Genomic DNA, 16,872 nt, shown 5'->3' on the forward strand with positions numbered 1-16,872 from the left:
CATCGCTAGATTCCAAAACTGGCCGCTAGCGTGCCGACAACCATCGCCCAGCCATCCACCAATACAAATAGCATGATTTTGAAGGGTAGTGAAACAATCACTGGAGACAACATCATCATACCCATGGCCATCAACACACTTGCGACAACCAGATCTATAACCAAAAAAGGTATAAACAACATAAACCCAATCTGAAATGCCGTTTTCAGCTCACTCACCACAAAGGCTGGGATCAAAATCCGAAACGGGACATCTTCCTGAGAGGCAACTCGAGGGGTATCTGAGATACGCATAAATAAATCAAGATCACTTTCGCGCGTATTGCGAATCATAAACTGATGAAAAGGCTTCCCAGCCGCCTCCAACGCTTCTAACGCACCTAACTCCTCAGCAATATAAGGCTGCACAGCCTCAACATTGACGCGCTCAAACACAGGTGTCATGATAAAAAACGTTAAAAAAAGTGCCAAACCCACCAACACCTGATTTGAGGGCGTTTGCTGCAACCCCAGTGCTTGTCGCAAAATAGAAAAAACAATAATAATTCGTGTAAATGAAGTCATCATCATGAGCATTGCTGGCAAGAATGTCAGCATCGTCATGAGCGCTAAGATCTGTATCGTAACACTGTACTCGGCCGAGCCATCCTCGTCGACTCGCAGAGATACGGCTGGAATTCCAAAATCCTGCCCCTGCGCCATCAAAGGCATGAACACCAAAAAGAGAAACAACCACCCTCTCATTTTGAGCGCCCTCTTTGTGCATCTATAATTGACTTCAGTCGTGATCCAAACTCATCAGATGGCACAGACAGCTCAATAACAGGCTCATCAAACGACTTAAGCAAGGTCACTTGACCTTGTGAAACCCCCAAAAGCAGCTGCTCTTCACCCACCTGTACCAGAACAACGCGCTCTTTTTGTCCCAAGGATAAAGCGGCCACCACTCTTAGTTTTTTATGCTGTCCAGGTATGAGTGCGACACGTCGCATAATAGCTGCAAGAATAAAAATAACGGCAATAACCAATAATAATCCCAGCAGCATTTGAACAATGGCTGAAAATGTGAGTGGCTCTGAGGACAGAAAGCTATTTTGAGAGACTAAAGGAGCTTCCGTCGCGAATGCATAAGAAACAAAAAGAAAAAAACAGGCCGTAAACGCGAGCAATCCTTTCACTATTTTAATCGCCTAATCCGCTCTTGAGGACTAATGACATCCGTCAAACGTATACCATAGCGATCATTCACAACCACAACTTCGCCGTGCGCAATTAATGTACCATTCACCTTCACATCAAGCGGCTCGCCTGCCACTCGATCAAGCTCTAAAACAGAACCTTGACTGAGTTGAAGTAAGTTTCGGATTGCGATTTCCGTCCCCCCCACTTCTACCGTCATTTTAACGGGAATGTCCAGAATAACCTCAAGCCTTGGGTCTCCCCCGGAAACAGATTCATCTTTCAACTCACTGAGCTGAACCTTCATGAAATCGGGCTCCGATTCGGGCGATCCTACCTGCTCTTCCATCGCAGCGGCCCACTCATCAGCCAAAGCTTGTTGATCTACACTTGCGTTTTCGTCACTCACACTCGAATCTCCGCACTACACATAATCATTCAGAATCCTGCTTAAGGACTCGATGTATTTTTGCTGCAAGGTTACCACGAGATGTTCCTAGTTGGCAGGTATACAAGGGAACTCCATTCGCTTTAAGTGTCAGTTGATCGGGTATATCCACTGGAATCACATCCCCAACCTCGAACTCCATCACATCACGCAACGTCATATCGCGTTCGGTCACAATTAAATCGACGGGCAAACTTGCATGTAAGATATCTCTGCGTAGAGACGCCATCCAACGGTCATCACGTTCTGATTCCGCACTGTGATACACGGACATTAACTGATCACGAATAGGCTCAATCATTGAGTAAGGAATGGTGACATGAAAATCACCATTCCCCCCTTCAAGATCCACCTGAAACGAGCTCACAATCACCACCTCGTTCGGCCCAACAACATTGGCCATAGCAGGGTTCAACTCATGGCCTATCTGTTCAAACTTGAGGGTGTGTATGGGTAACCAGGCATGTCTTAAATCTTCAAACAACTGGTTGACTGTTTTATACACCAATCGGTTTTCAGTTGGCGTAAAGTCTCGACCTTCTATCTTAGCGTGGCGTCCATCGCCACCAAAAAACTGATCAACCAGTTTAAACACCAACTTTGCATCCATGATCAAAAGACCAGTCCCCCGCCATGGCATGACTTTCATTAGAGTCATACTGGTCGGCACGTAAAGTGTATGAATGTAATCGCCATACTTCATCACCTGAACACCACCGACCGTCACATCTGCAGGCTTTCTTAATAGATTAAACAGTGTCACCCGAGCCAAGCGTGCAAAGCGCTCATTGACCATCTCGAGCGTCGGCATTCGCCCACGCACGATGCGCTCTTGACTGGTTAGATCATAAACACGAACACCTGACTCATCGACAGGGCTGTCATCGGCCGTTTCGACATCACCATCATCAACACCATGCAACAGGGCATCAATTTCATCTTGCGATAGCAGATCCTTAACGGACATTTAACGCTGCTCCATTACTGCATCACAAAGTCGGTAAATAAAACAATCTCAACGGCATCACCCGGACCACCTCGTTCATTGACTAAACGTCTAACCAACTCGGTCGCCTCCTGTTGCAACGCACGCACCCCTTCGACTGTTCGTAAAGAGTCAGGGTTCGTTGTTGTGAATAAGGTATTTAAACGTGCAACAAACAACGGCATATGAGTATTTAAGACCGACTCAACTGCCGGATTACGTGTTTTCGCCTCGGCATACACCTGAATAAAGTGCTGTGTACCCGTCGCATTTTGCAAGCCCGCGACGAACATAGGGCGGCCTTCAAGCGTTCTGATCTTGACGTAGATAGCTTCCGTTGGCCTTGCCGGCTTAGCCGATGCTTCGGATGACCCATCATCACCCATTAAGAATAAAAAGGCACCTGCTCCAATTCCTAACAATAAAACGACAGCCGCCAAGATAATGATGAGTTTCTTCTTGGAACCTTTACCCTTGTTTTCATTGCTATCTTCAGCCATTGATCACTCCAGTCTTCAACTCTCTAGAGTGAGCAATATACCACAACCGCTGTAAAACAGTGGACTTGCTTCATGCATAATAATCGACTAATCCAATTTTTATTGGCTTTGCAAGCACCGTATTATTTTCGTTTAACTGCTCGATACTCTTCCCCCCTCTTGCAAGACCACCTCCCTCCTTGTCTTTTTGTTGCTGGGAAGACTGATCCGATACAGACGAGTCAGCAAGATTAAGCCCTTGCTCTGCAAACATTTCTCTTAATCTGGGCATGTGTTGTTCAAGTACTTCTCTAACAGCGGCATTCGGAGCACTAAAACTGACATTAACCTGATCACCCGCATGCACATGAATTCGAATTCTTAGAGAGCCCAACTCAGGCGGATCTAAACGTATATCGGCAACCTTAGGTCCCTGCTGAACCATCATAATGGCCCTTTCACCCATCCCTTTAGCCCATGCAGGATTCATTAAACGCTCAGCCGGACGTAAGGACTCCGACATAGCCGACGGTGCAAGAGGGTTCGACGTCACTGCTGTCTGTGCACCATTTAGAGCTGAACTAAATGCACTCGCCCCATCTGACTTCGTCGCCGATATGGATGTTGATGAAGCATTGGCTAACATTGACTCTCTCAGCTCCATTTCAACTCGACGATCCGATGCATCTGTTCGTAAACGCATCGAATCAATCATTCGCTCAGCCTCCAACGCCGCACCTACAGGCCTTTGTGCTTCACGCAGTACAACCGTATCGTCTTTCCTAACCCCCTTATCTAACTGTGTCCCTGCTTTTTGCATAGGCTCTTTATCTTTAAACACCATTGGCGCTGCAGAAGCCTCGGGAACATCTGCAACAAGCCCCGTAGAATCAAGCTTTGACAGGTCCGTGTCATAAGGCATCGCCATATCATTTTGAGCAGAGGTCAAATAGGACACCGACTCATCTGTCGCTTTAACTGAAACGGCGCTCACAGCCTGATCCATTCGCCCCTCAGTCTGGCCAAGAGGACCAACTCCGAACTCTTCCTTACTCATCAACACCGGCTGGTCAGGCAGACCTTGATTGCTTGCTGAACGCGCGCTGAGCTCTAAATTCGTTGAAGGATCACGAAAACCCGTCTGTTCAGGACTCTCAGATAAAGGGGTTAGCTCACCGTCTTGTCGAATCTTCACATCACCTGGAAAGGGACTGACAACCTTCGACAGCTGCGCATCCACTTTGGGCGACATCAACGACTGAATAACTTCACGCTCTCTATTTAATTGAACCTGCTCCTCTTGTCCCATTGTATAGCGATTATTATTGGGTAAATCCCTAGCCTCAAGTTGAGGGGGGGCTTCAGCAGGTACGTTGAGCAAATTTACCCGGGATTCTCTTTGATTGGATAACTCTACAAAAGGCTCAGCCCTAATTGAGATAGCATCGCTCGAACTTTGCAAGTAGGTGGGCATGGTCACCTGCCCCGGCACCCCCATCTGTAACTCAGCTCTAACTGGAGCCTCAACAGGTGAATTTTGTGAGTTCGAAGGAAGAGGGGGTTCTGTAGACGGTACTGGAGGCATCAATGATCCAGTTGAAGGGGTGGCTTTTGAAACTGCCGTTGCCAAATTCACTGTTTCAGAGCGAACGCCCCCCTCATCCGGCGTACCCACGCCGATCAAATCTGCCACTATCGGTTGAGAGTCAACACGCGTCATAACGGATTCACTCATGCCAATCGATCTAACCGTATCCGAGTTATTGCTATTTGCATACTCGGCAACCAATCCCCGCCCCTCTCCTTGAGGCTGAGATTCGCCATCCCACTGCCCTAAACCTCTCTTCGAACCAACTTGAGATAAATGAGCACTTTCAGTGAAGTCTAGACTCTGAGAATTAGGCGTAGGCATAGGCTTAAGTTCCGACGCATCGGCGAACACAGCCTGCCCCAAAAGACTCAGGTCGGACTCAATATTTTTCTCCGGAGAAACAACCTGACCTCTAATATCTAGAGACTTAACCTCACCTACGCTATTGTCGACAGGTTTAGAGACATTGTCTGAGACTTGGATAAATGCTTCATCATTGGATTTTACCTCAGGAGAAACTGAGGGAGCATGAGGCTGAGGCGGTATTGATAGCTCCAATCTTGGATTTGGAGACGCCTCACTTGACTCTATGGATACAGCTGACGCTAACTCAGCAGTGCCCACTGAACGCACATTTTCGCCTTCAACAGCCTCAAGGTGTCCCTCGGACGTCACTCTATTAGGCACATGAACAAAGCTTGCTTCCTTTATTACCTCATCAGACATAGGCAACTCCACGTTTGTCTTAGGTATCAGGGGCGTACCTTGATTTTGAATAATGGCGTTACCTTCCTCGATCCAGCGTCCCGCAATTAGGCTAGAAGTCACCTCTGGCTTCATATCCTTAAACACATTCGATCGCTCAGCAGGAGTTGCAACTGAGCCATCATGCGTTCCCTTATCATTCAAAAATGCCTGTGCAGATAACCTGATGCTTGCCTGGTCCGCCGGGAGATCGGCTTCTTGACGGGGTCTTACTTCCACTTGCGCTCGATCAGCACTGACCTGAGAGCTCACGCCTGATACGACTTGAGTATCCTCCTCAGGCGTATTTTGAACATTCAGTAGAGCTTCTCTATCAAAAGAAGCACTGCGCTCTGTTATTAACACATCGGATGTGTTCTCGCGACTCTGAGAAATCAGTTGATTGGGTGTCGTATTCGTTGAAGTTAAGCCTTCACGAGGGCCTCGAATATCGGCTGACGGTAATGTTGTGTTTTCAACAGGAGACCTCGTTAAATCAGACGTCCATTCATTGTCTCGAATCGCTTGACTCAGTGCGCTGTCCGCCTTGTACATCTGAGCATCGCCTTGTGCCTGATGAATAGCCTTGTGGATCGCTTTCGTCAGATCTGATACAACAACGCGACTCGCATCATTTGACACCTCAACATCAGAGACACTCGGCTCGGCCGCTTTTACATGCATTGATTTATCTTGTGCAGGCATTATCAACTGCCCACTCTGATGCGACGGATTTCTTACAAAACGTTGTGCTTGACTCTCGATCTCACCTGTTACATCAGCACTTCGCCCATTGAATGATTGCCCACCCTCCGAGACTGAACCGAATGCTTGTGATTGACGATCCTTCGCTGAAGAGGGAAGACTGTCACTCGTACGATCCAAGCTTCGCGGCAATTCTCTGCCGACAATAGGCAAAGATTTGCCTTGAGACACGGATCCATCGGCCGCAGTAGACGGCGAGTTAAGAGAGTCTCGATGACCGGACGCTTTTTCAATCCAATCGGAAAAAGCATGCGTTTTCGGCGTATTAAAAGTGCGCTCGGATGGAGTTTGCGTGCCCTGTGCATCAGACGAGACTGGCGTAGAAAGGGCACCAGACAGGCCTAATGATGACAAATTTGAGAATAGGGAAAAAGACATGTCAAACTCCAACTGCAGGGGGACTTTATTACCTCATTGCAATATCCAAGCCAACATAATCTTTGAGAGTGACAGGGTATTACTGCTCAAACATCCGCACCGAGCAACATACCCACTTAATCCGATGAAAAAACGCCGGATCTTTGTGTTAGCTGGGATCGTTCATCAATTTGTTGCTGTTCTTTTTTATCTCTCTGAACCTGCTCAGCATCCAATGCCTTATCATGCAACTTTTCAAGCCCTTTCGCTTGGGCATAGGAGTGCTGCCAATGCTTTAGCACTTGCTCATACTGATCTCGCGCTAAATACAACGTTTGGTACTGTTGCCTCACTGCATGCTGTAAGCGCGATATAAATGCTTGATGAGAAACAATCTGTGATGAAGAAAAGCCCTGTTGGCCATTTTGAGTAAACTGCTCTTGATACTCTCGCAAATACCCTTCGAGCTGTTGCAACTGGGTTTCGGCCTGCGTCATTCGTTGGCGACTTTCAGCTAAATACTGGTCGGCCTTTTCACGTTTTTTAACCGCCAAATCATGAACCAAGGCCAAGCGGTCAGATTTTTTCTTTGTCATCGTCTATCCATACGTGGATTCACCATCGGCATTTTAGGTACCTGTCCAGTTTGAACCTGTGACGATGCCGCGATCACTAAACTCAACTCCTCAACAGACCGAGCCATGGGTAAACTCTCTTGCATTGTCTGCTGTAGATACGACTTGATAACGGGTTGCATTTCGATCGCCTTATCGGTCAACGGGTCACTGCCTCTAGCATAGGCTCCCACACTAATTAAATCAGCATTTTGCTGATAGCGGGAGTACATGCGTTTAAATTCCAAGGCCATCGCTAACTGCTCGGGTGTCACGACGCTTGGCATAACTCGGCTGACCGATGCCTCAACATCAATCGCTGGATAATGCCCCTGCTCAGCCAAGGCTCTTGATAGAACAAAATGCCCATCCAGTATAGCGCGTGCAGAATCTGCAATGGGATCTTGCTGGTCATCCCCCTCGGTTAAGACGGTATAAAAAGCCGTTATGGACCCACCCCCTTTTTCAGCATTCCCTGCACGCTCAACCAGTTTTGGCAACTTAGCAAAAACAGAAGGTGGATAACCTTTGGTCGCAGGTGGCTCACCTACCGCCAATGCAATTTCCCGCTGAGCCTGAGCGTAACGAGTCAAAGAATCCATTAAGAGTAAAACGCGTTTACCTTTTGCGCGGAAGTATTCGGCTATACGTGTGGTCAGCTGCGCAGCGCGAAGACGCATCAAAGGCGAATCATCGGCAGGTGAGGCGATGACCACAGAACGCGCCATTCCCTCCTCTCCTAAGCTATGGTCAATAAACTCCTTCACCTCACGCCCACGCTCGCCAATCAGACCAACGATCGTAATTTCGGCTTCAGTAAAGCGTGTCATCATTCCAAGCAGAACAGACTTACCGACTCCACTTCCGGCGAATAACCCCAAACGCTGACCACAACCGACCGTCAACAGACCATTAATGGCACGTATACCAACATCTAAAGGAGCACTGATTGGTTGACGATGGAGGGGATTAATCACTTCACCCTCAAGGGTAACCCACTCATCCACATCCAAAGGACCTTTAGCATCCAGCGCTTTACCCGTACCATCCAGAACACGCCCCAGCAAACCAAATCCAACGGGCACTAAACCTTTGCCCGAAACAGGGGTCACTTTGGCTCCAGGCTGGAGACCTTCAACACTTTGCAATGGCATCAAATAGATTTTATCACCTGCAAAGCCAACCACTTCAGCCTCGCAAGCGCGATCAGCGGTCACTTGGATATAACAGCAATCCCCAAGGGCCACTTTTATACCCACCGCCTCAAGTGTTAAACCTATAAGGCGAGTAATATGCCCTGAAATCTTTGGTTGAGGTGAGAATAAAGACTGAGAGGATGCATGCTGCCAGCGTTCAATAAATTTCACGATAAAAACCTTAACTTATTCCGCAGGATTTGGCTCCAGAGGCATGCGCAGTGACGCTTTGAATTGATCGATAACTTGGCTAATGCGTGTTTCAACTTGAAAATCAACTTCGGAGTGCTCACTAATTAAACGGCACCCACCACGTGTCATGCTCGCATCGTCCAAAAAGGCTAAGCCATGCTGCTCAGCATAGTCAGAAAGCAGCTGACTATCCTCAGGATGCATAACAATTTTTAATTGCTTGGGTTGAGCGGGCAGAGCAGCCAATGCCTGCTTTAATGTGTGTTTGAGTCGATCCTCTGAAATTGAAAGCTCAGACATCACAATACTTTCTGATAACTTCACCACTAAACGGTAAAAAAGAAGCTCCAGTTGTTCTTCTTTTGAAGCCAAGGGATCAAACAGCTGCGACTGTATCGATTGCAACACCTGCAACTGTATATCAATTTGCCCTTGGCCTTCATTTAAACCCATGGCTAAGCCTTGTTCGTACCCTTCTCGCTTGCCCTGCTCAAAGCCATCTTGACGCCCCTCAGCAAAGCCTTCTTTATAGGCTTCCTCTCGAATGGCATCCAACTCTTTTACTGTCAGCTTTTCGGCCGCCACCTCTTCATCCACGACCGTAACAATCTCTTGCTCACGTAACGCATGTAAAGCAGCAAATGAAGAAGGCCCTTCTATATCAGGCAGTTGCCACGTCTGCAATTTGCCCGCTTTTGCCGCTGGAATACGAACAGGTATAGGAGTATCCGACTTTGTCATCCCTTACACCATATCATCGCCACTACCTAAATTGATCTCGCCATCATCTGCCAAACGTCTTGCAATCGTTAAAATTTCTTTTTGAGCGGCTTCTACTTCCGAAATTCTAACAGGGCCTTTTGCTTCTAGGTCATCACGTAATAATTCAGCCGCACGCTTCGACATGTTTTTAAAGATTTTTTCCTGCAAACCGGAATCAGCACCTTTAAGCGCAATGATCAGCATATCGGTTTGCACTTCTCGCAATAATACCTGAATACCACGATCATCTACGTCAATCAAATTGTCAAACACAAACATTAAATCCTGAATACGATCCGCCAGCACTTCATCCACACTGCGCATAGACTCCATCAGTTCAACCTCAATCTGCGTATCGATGAAGTTCATAATTTCGGCAGCTGACTTAATACCACCCAACTTCGCCAGCTGGGTTGAGCGCGGACCAGAGAACTGCGTTTCCAGCATATCATTCAACTCTTGTAAGGCTTGAGGCTGTATTTGATCCATCGCCGCAACACGCATCACAATGTCTAAGCGCACGTTTTCATCAAAATAGCTTAATACACTCGCCGCTTGATCAGGCTCCAGATAGGACACAATAACTGACTGAATTTGTGGATGCTCAAAACGAATCAACTCTGCGACTTGGCGTGGATCCATCCAACGCAAAGTATCCAACCCCGACGTGTTTGTCGTAAATAAAATTCGATCAATCAGTGTCTTGGCTTTATCCTCTCCTAACGCTTGGTTCAGCATCGCGCGGATATACCGATCATTATTAATACCGATTCCCGTTTGATCACTCACCACTTCAAGAAAGTTACTCACGACACTTTCCACTTTCGATTGTGGGATATTGTCCAGACGCGACATGGCCTCTCCAATACGCTGAACCTCTTTAGGACCAAGATGCTTAAGTATTTCAGCTGCATCGCTCTCGCCCAAACTTATGAGCAAAATCGCTGCCTTTTCAATATCGGTTAGGTCGTTACTCACGCTCAATCACCCACTGTTTTATCGCCTGAGCCACGCGCGCAGGATCTTCTGCCACCATACTGCGAATTTCATTTAACTGAAACTCAAAATTCTCACTCGATCCATTAATCCCCCCTGGCTCTGTTCCGCCAAAGGTCACACGATCTTCAGCCATGCCCGATGCATCTAAGCCGTCTAGCTCAGCGGAAACAGCCCCTACGGGGCCGTATTCTAAGTCTTTTTTCGCCTCACCGACCGCTGTCAAATGCTTTAATACTGGACGCAAAATGCCAAAAACCAGCAGAAGAACAAATCCGGCTCCCAGTGCTTGCTTAATCAAACTCCAAAACCAATCCTCTTTCCAGAAAGGCACGTCATCCACTTCAAATAGATCAGGAGCGACAAAAGAGGAGTTGATGACATCAACACTGTCACCTCTTAATGCCGAGAAGCCCACTGAGTTTTGCACCAACTGACGAAGACGCTGCAGATCCTCTTCACTCCAACGCGTCCGAACGGTCTCACCTGTTTCAGGGTTAATACTGACGAGATCATCGACCACCACAGCAACGGATAAGCGTTTAATCCCCCCCATTTGATGACGGGTATAACTGATGCTCCGATCTAACTCAAAATTCCGTGTCGCCTGATTACGACTGGTACCGGATCCTGCACCACCCGCTCCAAGGCCATCAGCTCCAACCACCTCTGGAACGGCAACAGGTCCTGGTGGTTGATTCGATAATGCTCCCGGAACACCGACCGCTGGCTCGCCTGCAGCACGTCGCTCATCCAGCGTCTGTTCGCTTCGTAAAGCGGGTAAATCCGGGTTATACATTTCACTGGCTTGTTCAACCTGGGTAAAATCAACATCAGCCGACACTTCGGCCCTAAAATTGCCCATACCGACTACAGGTTGCAAAATACTGTTCACACGATTAACCAGCGTATCCTCAACCTGACGCGTGTATTCCAATTGCCGCGCCGCCAACACAACATCGGTATCGGCATCGCGAATATTCAACAAGCGCCCACGCTGATCAACAATGGTGACATCTTTTACATCAAGCTCAGGAATACTTGATGCGACAAAGTTAGCTATCGCCGCCACTTGATCTCGTTCCAGTTGACGTCCTGAGGTCAGCTCTAAGAATACCGATGCTCGGGGTTTACGTTGATCTCGAATAAAAACGGTGTCTTTCGGAATGGCTAAATGCACTCGAGCCGCTCTAACGGCAACCATATTGGAGATGGTTCTTGCTAACTCACCCTCAAGACCCCGACGGTAACGCGCTGTTTCCATGAATTGACTGGTGCCAAGCCCCTGATCACCATCTAAAAGCTCAAACCCCACCGTTCGGTCTGCGGAAAAACCATCCGCTGCTAAGCGTAATCGGGCATTATGGACATGGGATTCAGGCACCAAAATCGCACGACCGTCCGCATCAAAGCGATATGGAATATTGCTCATGCGTAACTGCTCGATGACCTCATTGGCATCTGCAAAGCTAAGGTTCGAATAAAGCACTCGATAGTCGGGCTTTTGGGACCAGAGTACGACTGAAAAGCCGATGGCAATGCTAGCTGCAAGACCCACCATCAACCCCAACTGACGCAAAATGCCGAGACTATTAAAGCCCGCCATCAGTCCGCCTTTTGACGTCAGTGATCCTGCTGTATTTTCCATTTAGTCAAGCTCTATTAAATCGGCATTTTGGAAATGTCTTCGTAGGCAGACACCAAACGATTACGAACTTGTGTCATGGCTTCAAAGGAAACCGATGCTTTTTGCGCTTGAATCATGACCTGAGGCAGGTCAACACCTGCATCCCCTCGCTCATAAGCCTCACGCATCACATTTGCGGTTTTTTGCTGCTGGTTAACGGAATCAACCGCCGACTTGAGTAAGGCACCAAAACCAGAACGGTCCGTCGGTTTAACCGACTCTGTGTTTAGCTGCCCTATCGATGGCAATGCAACCTGTTGCGCCCCTGCTTGCATTTCCGCACGCAGAGAACGCATCTGTGACAATACACTTGTAATATCGGTGCGCTCAATCATGCAATTACCCCACTCATTTACGGCATTTTTTTGACATTATAAAAAATTTACGCCACAACACAAACAAATATACCCTACCAATGACGGTATTTTGTCACTTTCTCACAAAGAGTGGCGCAACACAGGTTAGAATGCAAAAAACAGGCCAACTGACCTGTTTTGAAATGTGTCAAAAAAACGAGAGGCTATCTACGCGACCGAAGGCGGGGAGCCGTGCTTCAAGCGAACATACATCAACGCCACCGTAATAGCGTCACCTAACGCCGTATGTCGCTGTAAAATCGGAATATCCAGTTTTTTGGAGATGGTATCAAAGCGCAGATCAATTTCCCCACCCACAGACTTCCACTTAATAATGTCGTGATAAACATGGGATAATTCAATAGCCTTATTCGGCAAGCCAAACCCATATTGAGGACGGATAAACTTATCCAAGACACGTATGTCATAATTGACATAATAGCCCAAAATCGGACGATTACCCACAAACTGTAAAACTTGCTCTAGCGCTTCGTCTATCTCAATACCATCCACCAAATCACTGGCTCGGATTTTATGTATCAAGATAGAGTCTTTTGACAAGGACGCAGGTGGCTTTAATTTAATATCCAATCGATCACTCGTAATAACTTTACGTCCTTTAATTTTGACCGCTCCAATGGATAGTATTTCGGCTTTTTTGACATCTAAACTCGTCGTTTCGCAATCTAGGGACACAATTTCATCGCCCTTATACGGCTCAAACAAATGCGCATATTCACTGTCTTTGTGATCACGTCGGTCTTTTAGGCGTCTAATCATACGTGGAAGGATCATTGGGTTAAGTCCCTATATGATAACGATTGGTAAGAAACTTTTTAAAATCTTTAACAATACTCAAGGCGTCTCGCAACAGCTCACGCTCTAGCTTATTTAGTTTCTGTAAGTCGATAGCATTCGGGGTATCATCCACACCCGACTCACTCGCTTCAACCCTATCGATTTGTTGCTTCAAGCGCAACTGAACAAACAATGACAAGGCCTCAGACAAATTAGCACCTAACGCCTTAGGCAGCTCACCTTTCTCTATCAACAACTCGATACGTTTAAAGGTGTTGGTTTCAAGAATTTTATGTTCAAGCGCCATGGTACGAATACCGTGTACAATTGGAAAAACACCTCCTTTTTTAATATCCAAACTCCCCTTGTCTTTTAACTTGCCAAAAAAAGTGAGAGGCGTATTAAAATCCAATGAGGCTTTAGCAAAATGCGAGAAAAATATTTCGTTATTGCGAATACTGCGCAAGAACGCATTACGAGCGACTTTAAATAATGCCACGTTTCCAGCAACAGGCTTACCATCAACCGCAATCGCCAGCTTCATGACCGACTCACCGTCAAATTTTTGACTCCAACGTGACAACTTATTCGCCCAAGCCTCCGTTGAATTCACCCATTCAGGGTTTGATACCATAATATTGCCTGGGCAAGGCGGGAAGCCAAATGTCATTAATGTTTCACTAAACTGCTTCATCACCTCATGCATTTTAGGCCACTCCAGCCCATCGCGGAAAATAAGACCGTTGTCTTGATCCGTTTTCATTATTTGCTCGCCACGTCCTTCAGACCCCATCACAATCAAACACACATGGGGACGCATATCCTGAGGAATGGTTAAGTCAAACAGCTTTGACAAAATACGTCCATTCATGGCTGCCAACAATTCCATGGTAAACCGTATTTTCACGCCCGTTGAAATCAAGGCCTTGATAAGCTCCGTCAACCCTCGGGAGGCATCTCGTAAATCAGCAATGGTTTGCGCACGCTCAACTCGCAATCCAATGACGTGAGAATGGCTTGAGAAATGACTCAAAACATCAGTAAGCTCTACAATTCCAACTAACACCTGAGCATCTTTCATGACCACAACACGCTCTATTTGCTGTTGTGTCATCATAATCAGCGCATTAAACAAGTAGTCTTGGGGATCGATGGTAATCAAGCGATAGCTCGCGATATCGGAAACGTCTGAATCAAGAGGTAGCTGATTGATGACCACCGCATCCAAGAGATCCGTTCCTGTTACCATCCCATATCGATTGCCCTTCTTAGCCAACACACAATCGGCTTTCATTTCACGCATCAAGCGCGTCGCTTCAAAAATTGAGGTTCCTTCCAATACGATCAACGGTTCGCGTATCGTACCATCATCAATGCGAGCCAACATAAACTCAGCCATGTCTTGACTCTGGCCATGTTGAGCGACAATTTCACGCTTAGCCGTCAGATTTTGTTGGAAATAATCAGCAAATAAATGATTGCTGGATATGAGCTCTAAGAGCGTTTTAGTCGGCAATAAATGGCAAATAGTTTCGTCAACGGCAATAAAATTATGAATCGCTTTGCCATTTAGCGCTGACCAACCACCAAAATAATCTTCATCCTGATAGTGAACAAAGACGTTCGAGCTAACAACCTCTCCTGTAGCCAAGGTCTCGCCCAAATCACTCTCACCCACTCTGCCTTTTAAGATGACATACAACCCCTCTGGCGCTGTTCCTGCCTCAATGATGGTTTCACCTTTCTGAAAATAGGTAATATCTAAGTGGCTGCGAAGCAAAGCCTGTTCTCGCTCATCAAGTAAGCTGAACGGCAAATTATCCATTTTGAATGAGTCAGGCATTGTTTACTCCGTTGTTATTGTTAAGGGTTGGTTCAATACTGTAATCCCTGCAACGCTAAGGTGATGAGGTCACCCTCATTTTGGCCATCCTCTGTTCTACCAAATCATCTGGGGCCTGTGTTAAATACGATACAACGCCACTAACCAAGAAATTCGATAACAAGGCTACTCCTCCAAAGGTTGCGAATGAATAAGGCCAATACGCACCTATAGAAAGCGATACACGTGTGACGATGAGAAAACCCAACATCAGCAACAATGCGAACAACATACCCGCGAACACACCTTTTGCATGTATTCGCTGACTGTACACACCGCACACAAGCGCAGGGAACAACACCGCACCCGAAACTATAAATCCAATAGCAAGGGTCTCAATCAAGGTCCCAAGCGGAAAGATGGCAAAGACCGACGCTAAGACAACCAAACCTGCAGACACCCAACGCACTAGATGCAATGCCTGCCTATCCGTCATCTGCGGCGTGAAACATTTTTTCATCAAGTCACGAGACACCGATATTGATACAGCCATCAAAACGCCCGCAGCGGAGGCTAATGCCGCCGCTAAAGCCCCTGATGCTAACAAAGCAATCACCCAAGAAGGGAGAGAGGCAACCTCTAAGAAAACAAGCGCCATTGCATCCGCATCCAACGACAACTCACTGCTCAGCTGACCCAGTGTGTCATCGGGTTGCGCATAGCGCACACGTCCATCTTCATTATCATCCTGCCACTCCAGCAATCCCGTCATCTGCCATTTTTCAACCCAATCAGGCATTGCCGTCGCATACAAACCTTCGCCATCATACTCTTTCACTGTATGTAAAAACTGTGCGCCTCCCACCATCCCAACACCCGGAATAGCAGAATAAAAAAAGACAATAAACAACAGTGCCCAGCCTCCGGACAACTGGGCTTCCCGTGGTGTTCCCACCGAGAAAAAACGCATAATCAAATGGGGCAAAGCAGCCGTACCACAGGCCAGTAGCAGCACCAATAGGCCTTTTTCAAACCACAATACATGCGTTGATACAAATGCATCCAAGCCCACATCCACTCTAAGTCGTTCAAACCAATCGAAGACTCGCCCCTGATCCCCGACTTCAGCAAACGGCAACGTCTGGGGAAAGAACTGCCCAGTCACTTGAAAGCCAAGAAAAAAGGCCGGCACCATAAAGGTAAAAATCAAAACAGAAAATTGAATGACTTGTGTATAGGTCACACCTTTGATTCCACCCATAATGGCGTAAAAAATCAATAATATGACAGCAAACAGAATAGCGGTTGTGATGGGCACCTGCAGGAAGCGTGAAAACACGATACCCATTCCTCGCAATTGAGCCGCCAAGTAGAAAAGTGCAATCAAAACACTGGTGAGAACAGCCATCACACAAATCCAACGAGATTGATAGCGCTTAAGCATAAAGCCCGGCACAGTGGCTTGACCAAAACGCCGTAAGTAAGGGATCAGCAATACAACCAATAGGATAAAGCCCATGCTCCAGCCTAGCATGTAAAGAAAAGCCTCCTGACCTGCCACAAAAAGGCAACCTATCAGAGACAAAAACGTCACAGCTGAAATCCAATCGGCCGCAATGGCGGCACCATTTGTCATGGGTGAGACACGCCCTCCCGCCATATAAAACTGCGTGGAAGCATGGCCTTGACTCAAGCTATACACAGCATAGATAACAAACACACTGATTAGGGCGAGTAGACCGTATAAGAGATGTTCAGGCAACATTTGGCTGCTTTCTCTGTGGTTGTAGTATGACCAACACCCTATCAACAGTGGATAAGGCTTGAGGACTATGCACTTAGTCGTAAAATTATTATAGAACACATTTGTTAATGTCCTTCGACTCTAACAAAGGACACAAG

The 16,872-nt window shown here is 47.0% G+C and carries 15 protein-coding genes; all 15 read right to left on the bottom strand.

Going from position 1 to position 16,872, the window contains the following annotated elements; genetic code table 11:
- Positions 1-5: 5 nt before the first annotated feature.
- Entirely contained in the window at positions 6-743 is a 738-nt protein-coding gene (gene fliP, locus F5971_RS17330; RefSeq protein ID WP_193496324.1) for a flagellar type III secretion system pore protein FliP, read from the bottom strand.
- Positions 740-1,177, bottom strand: a complete 438-nt coding sequence (fliO, locus tag F5971_RS17335) for a flagellar biosynthetic protein FliO (protein WP_193496326.1) — start codon at positions 1,175-1,177, stop codon at positions 740-742. The genes fliP and fliO overlap by 4 nt, the downstream gene beginning before the upstream one ends.
- A complete protein-coding gene (fliN, locus tag F5971_RS17340) occupies positions 1,177-1,587 on the bottom strand; it encodes a flagellar motor switch protein FliN (RefSeq protein ID WP_036514156.1) in 411 nt (136 codons plus the stop codon). Before fliN ends, fliO begins: the two co-directional genes overlap by 1 nt.
- A gap of 25 nt (positions 1,588-1,612) precedes the next feature.
- Positions 1,613-2,593, bottom strand: coding sequence for a flagellar motor switch protein FliM (fliM, locus tag F5971_RS17345; protein ID WP_193496329.1), 981 nt, complete (start codon positions 2,591-2,593; stop codon positions 1,613-1,615).
- A gap of 14 nt (positions 2,594-2,607) precedes the next feature.
- A complete protein-coding gene (locus F5971_RS17350) occupies positions 2,608-3,111 on the bottom strand; it encodes a flagellar basal body-associated FliL family protein (RefSeq protein WP_193496331.1) in 504 nt (167 codons plus the stop codon).
- A gap of 70 nt (positions 3,112-3,181) precedes the next feature.
- Positions 3,182-6,568, bottom strand: coding sequence for a flagellar hook-length control protein FliK (locus tag F5971_RS17355; protein ID WP_193496334.1), 3,387 nt, complete (start codon positions 6,566-6,568; stop codon positions 3,182-3,184).
- A gap of 116 nt (positions 6,569-6,684) precedes the next feature.
- On the bottom strand, positions 6,685-7,143 hold the full coding sequence (fliJ, locus tag F5971_RS17360; protein ID WP_036514164.1) for a flagellar export protein FliJ: 459 nt from the start codon (positions 7,141-7,143) through the stop codon (positions 6,685-6,687).
- A complete protein-coding gene (gene fliI / locus F5971_RS17365) occupies positions 7,140-8,519 on the bottom strand; it encodes a flagellar protein export ATPase FliI (RefSeq protein ID WP_237748697.1) in 1,380 nt (459 codons plus the stop codon). Before fliI ends, fliJ begins: the two co-directional genes overlap by 4 nt.
- A gap of 24 nt (positions 8,520-8,543) precedes the next feature.
- Complete coding sequence (locus F5971_RS17370) at positions 8,544-9,290, bottom strand: flagellar assembly protein FliH (protein WP_036514166.1); 747 nt, start codon at positions 9,288-9,290, stop codon at positions 8,544-8,546.
- Positions 9,291-9,293: 3 nt separating this feature from the next.
- On the bottom strand, positions 9,294-10,289 hold the full coding sequence (gene fliG / locus F5971_RS17375) for a flagellar motor switch protein FliG (RefSeq protein ID WP_420329359.1): 996 nt from the start codon (positions 10,287-10,289) through the stop codon (positions 9,294-9,296).
- Complete coding sequence (gene fliF, locus F5971_RS17380; protein WP_193496336.1) at positions 10,282-11,955, bottom strand: flagellar basal-body MS-ring/collar protein FliF; 1,674 nt, start codon at positions 11,953-11,955, stop codon at positions 10,282-10,284. Before fliF ends, fliG begins: the two co-directional genes overlap by 8 nt.
- Before the next feature lie 14 nt (positions 11,956-11,969).
- On the bottom strand, positions 11,970-12,329 hold the full coding sequence (gene fliE / locus F5971_RS17385; protein ID WP_036514172.1) for a flagellar hook-basal body complex protein FliE: 360 nt from the start codon (positions 12,327-12,329) through the stop codon (positions 11,970-11,972).
- Between the two features lie 189 nt (positions 12,330-12,518).
- Positions 12,519-13,145, bottom strand: coding sequence for a 3'-5' exonuclease (locus F5971_RS17390; RefSeq protein WP_036514175.1), 627 nt, complete (start codon positions 13,143-13,145; stop codon positions 12,519-12,521).
- 4 nt (positions 13,146-13,149) lie between these two features.
- Positions 13,150-14,991 (bottom strand): DUF294 nucleotidyltransferase-like domain-containing protein, encoded by a 1,842-nt coding sequence (locus tag F5971_RS17395; protein WP_036514177.1) that lies wholly within the window; start codon positions 14,989-14,991, stop codon positions 13,150-13,152.
- Between the two features lie 55 nt (positions 14,992-15,046).
- The gene (locus tag F5971_RS17400) at positions 15,047-16,735 is read right to left on the bottom strand and encodes a VC_2705 family sodium/solute symporter (protein ID WP_193496338.1); all 1,689 of its coding nucleotides are present in this window, start codon (positions 16,733-16,735) and stop codon (positions 15,047-15,049) included.
- Between the last annotated feature and the right edge of the window lie 137 nt (positions 16,736-16,872).

This window comes from Nitrincola alkalisediminis (assembly GCF_009821115.1).
Classification (GTDB): domain Bacteria; phylum Pseudomonadota; class Gammaproteobacteria; order Pseudomonadales; family Balneatricaceae; genus Nitrincola; species Nitrincola alkalisediminis.

Bases quoted from the DNA above. Each gene is read 5' to 3' on its own strand.
- F5971_RS17400 (WP_193496338.1), bottom strand. From the start codon at position 16,735: ATGTTGCCTGAACATCTCTTATACGGTCTACTCGCCCTAATCAGTGTG.
- F5971_RS17395 (WP_036514177.1), bottom strand. From the start codon at position 14,991: ATGCCTGACTCATTCAAAATGGATAATTTGCCGTTCAGCTTACTTGAT.
- fliJ (WP_036514164.1), bottom strand. From the start codon at position 7,143: ATGACAAAGAAAAAATCTGACCGCTTGGCCTTGGTTCATGATTTGGCG.
- F5971_RS17370 (WP_036514166.1), bottom strand. From the start codon at position 9,290: ATGACAAAGTCGGATACTCCTATACCTGTTCGTATTCCAGCGGCAAAA.
- fliE (WP_036514172.1), bottom strand. From the start codon at position 12,329: ATGATTGAGCGCACCGATATTACAAGTGTATTGTCACAGATGCGTTCT.
- fliP (WP_193496324.1), bottom strand. From the start codon at position 743: ATGAGAGGGTGGTTGTTTCTCTTTTTGGTGTTCATGCCTTTGATGGCG.
- fliF (WP_193496336.1), bottom strand. From the start codon at position 11,955: ATGGAAAATACAGCAGGATCACTGACGTCAAAAGGCGGACTGATGGCG.
- F5971_RS17350 (WP_193496331.1), bottom strand. From the start codon at position 3,111: ATGGCTGAAGATAGCAATGAAAACAAGGGTAAAGGTTCCAAGAAGAAA.
- F5971_RS17390 (WP_036514175.1), bottom strand. From the start codon at position 13,145: ATGATCCTTCCACGTATGATTAGACGCCTAAAAGACCGACGTGATCAC.
- F5971_RS17355 (WP_193496334.1), bottom strand. From the start codon at position 6,568: ATGTCTTTTTCCCTATTCTCAAATTTGTCATCATTAGGCCTGTCTGGT.
- fliM (WP_193496329.1), bottom strand. From the start codon at position 2,593: ATGTCCGTTAAGGATCTGCTATCGCAAGATGAAATTGATGCCCTGTTG.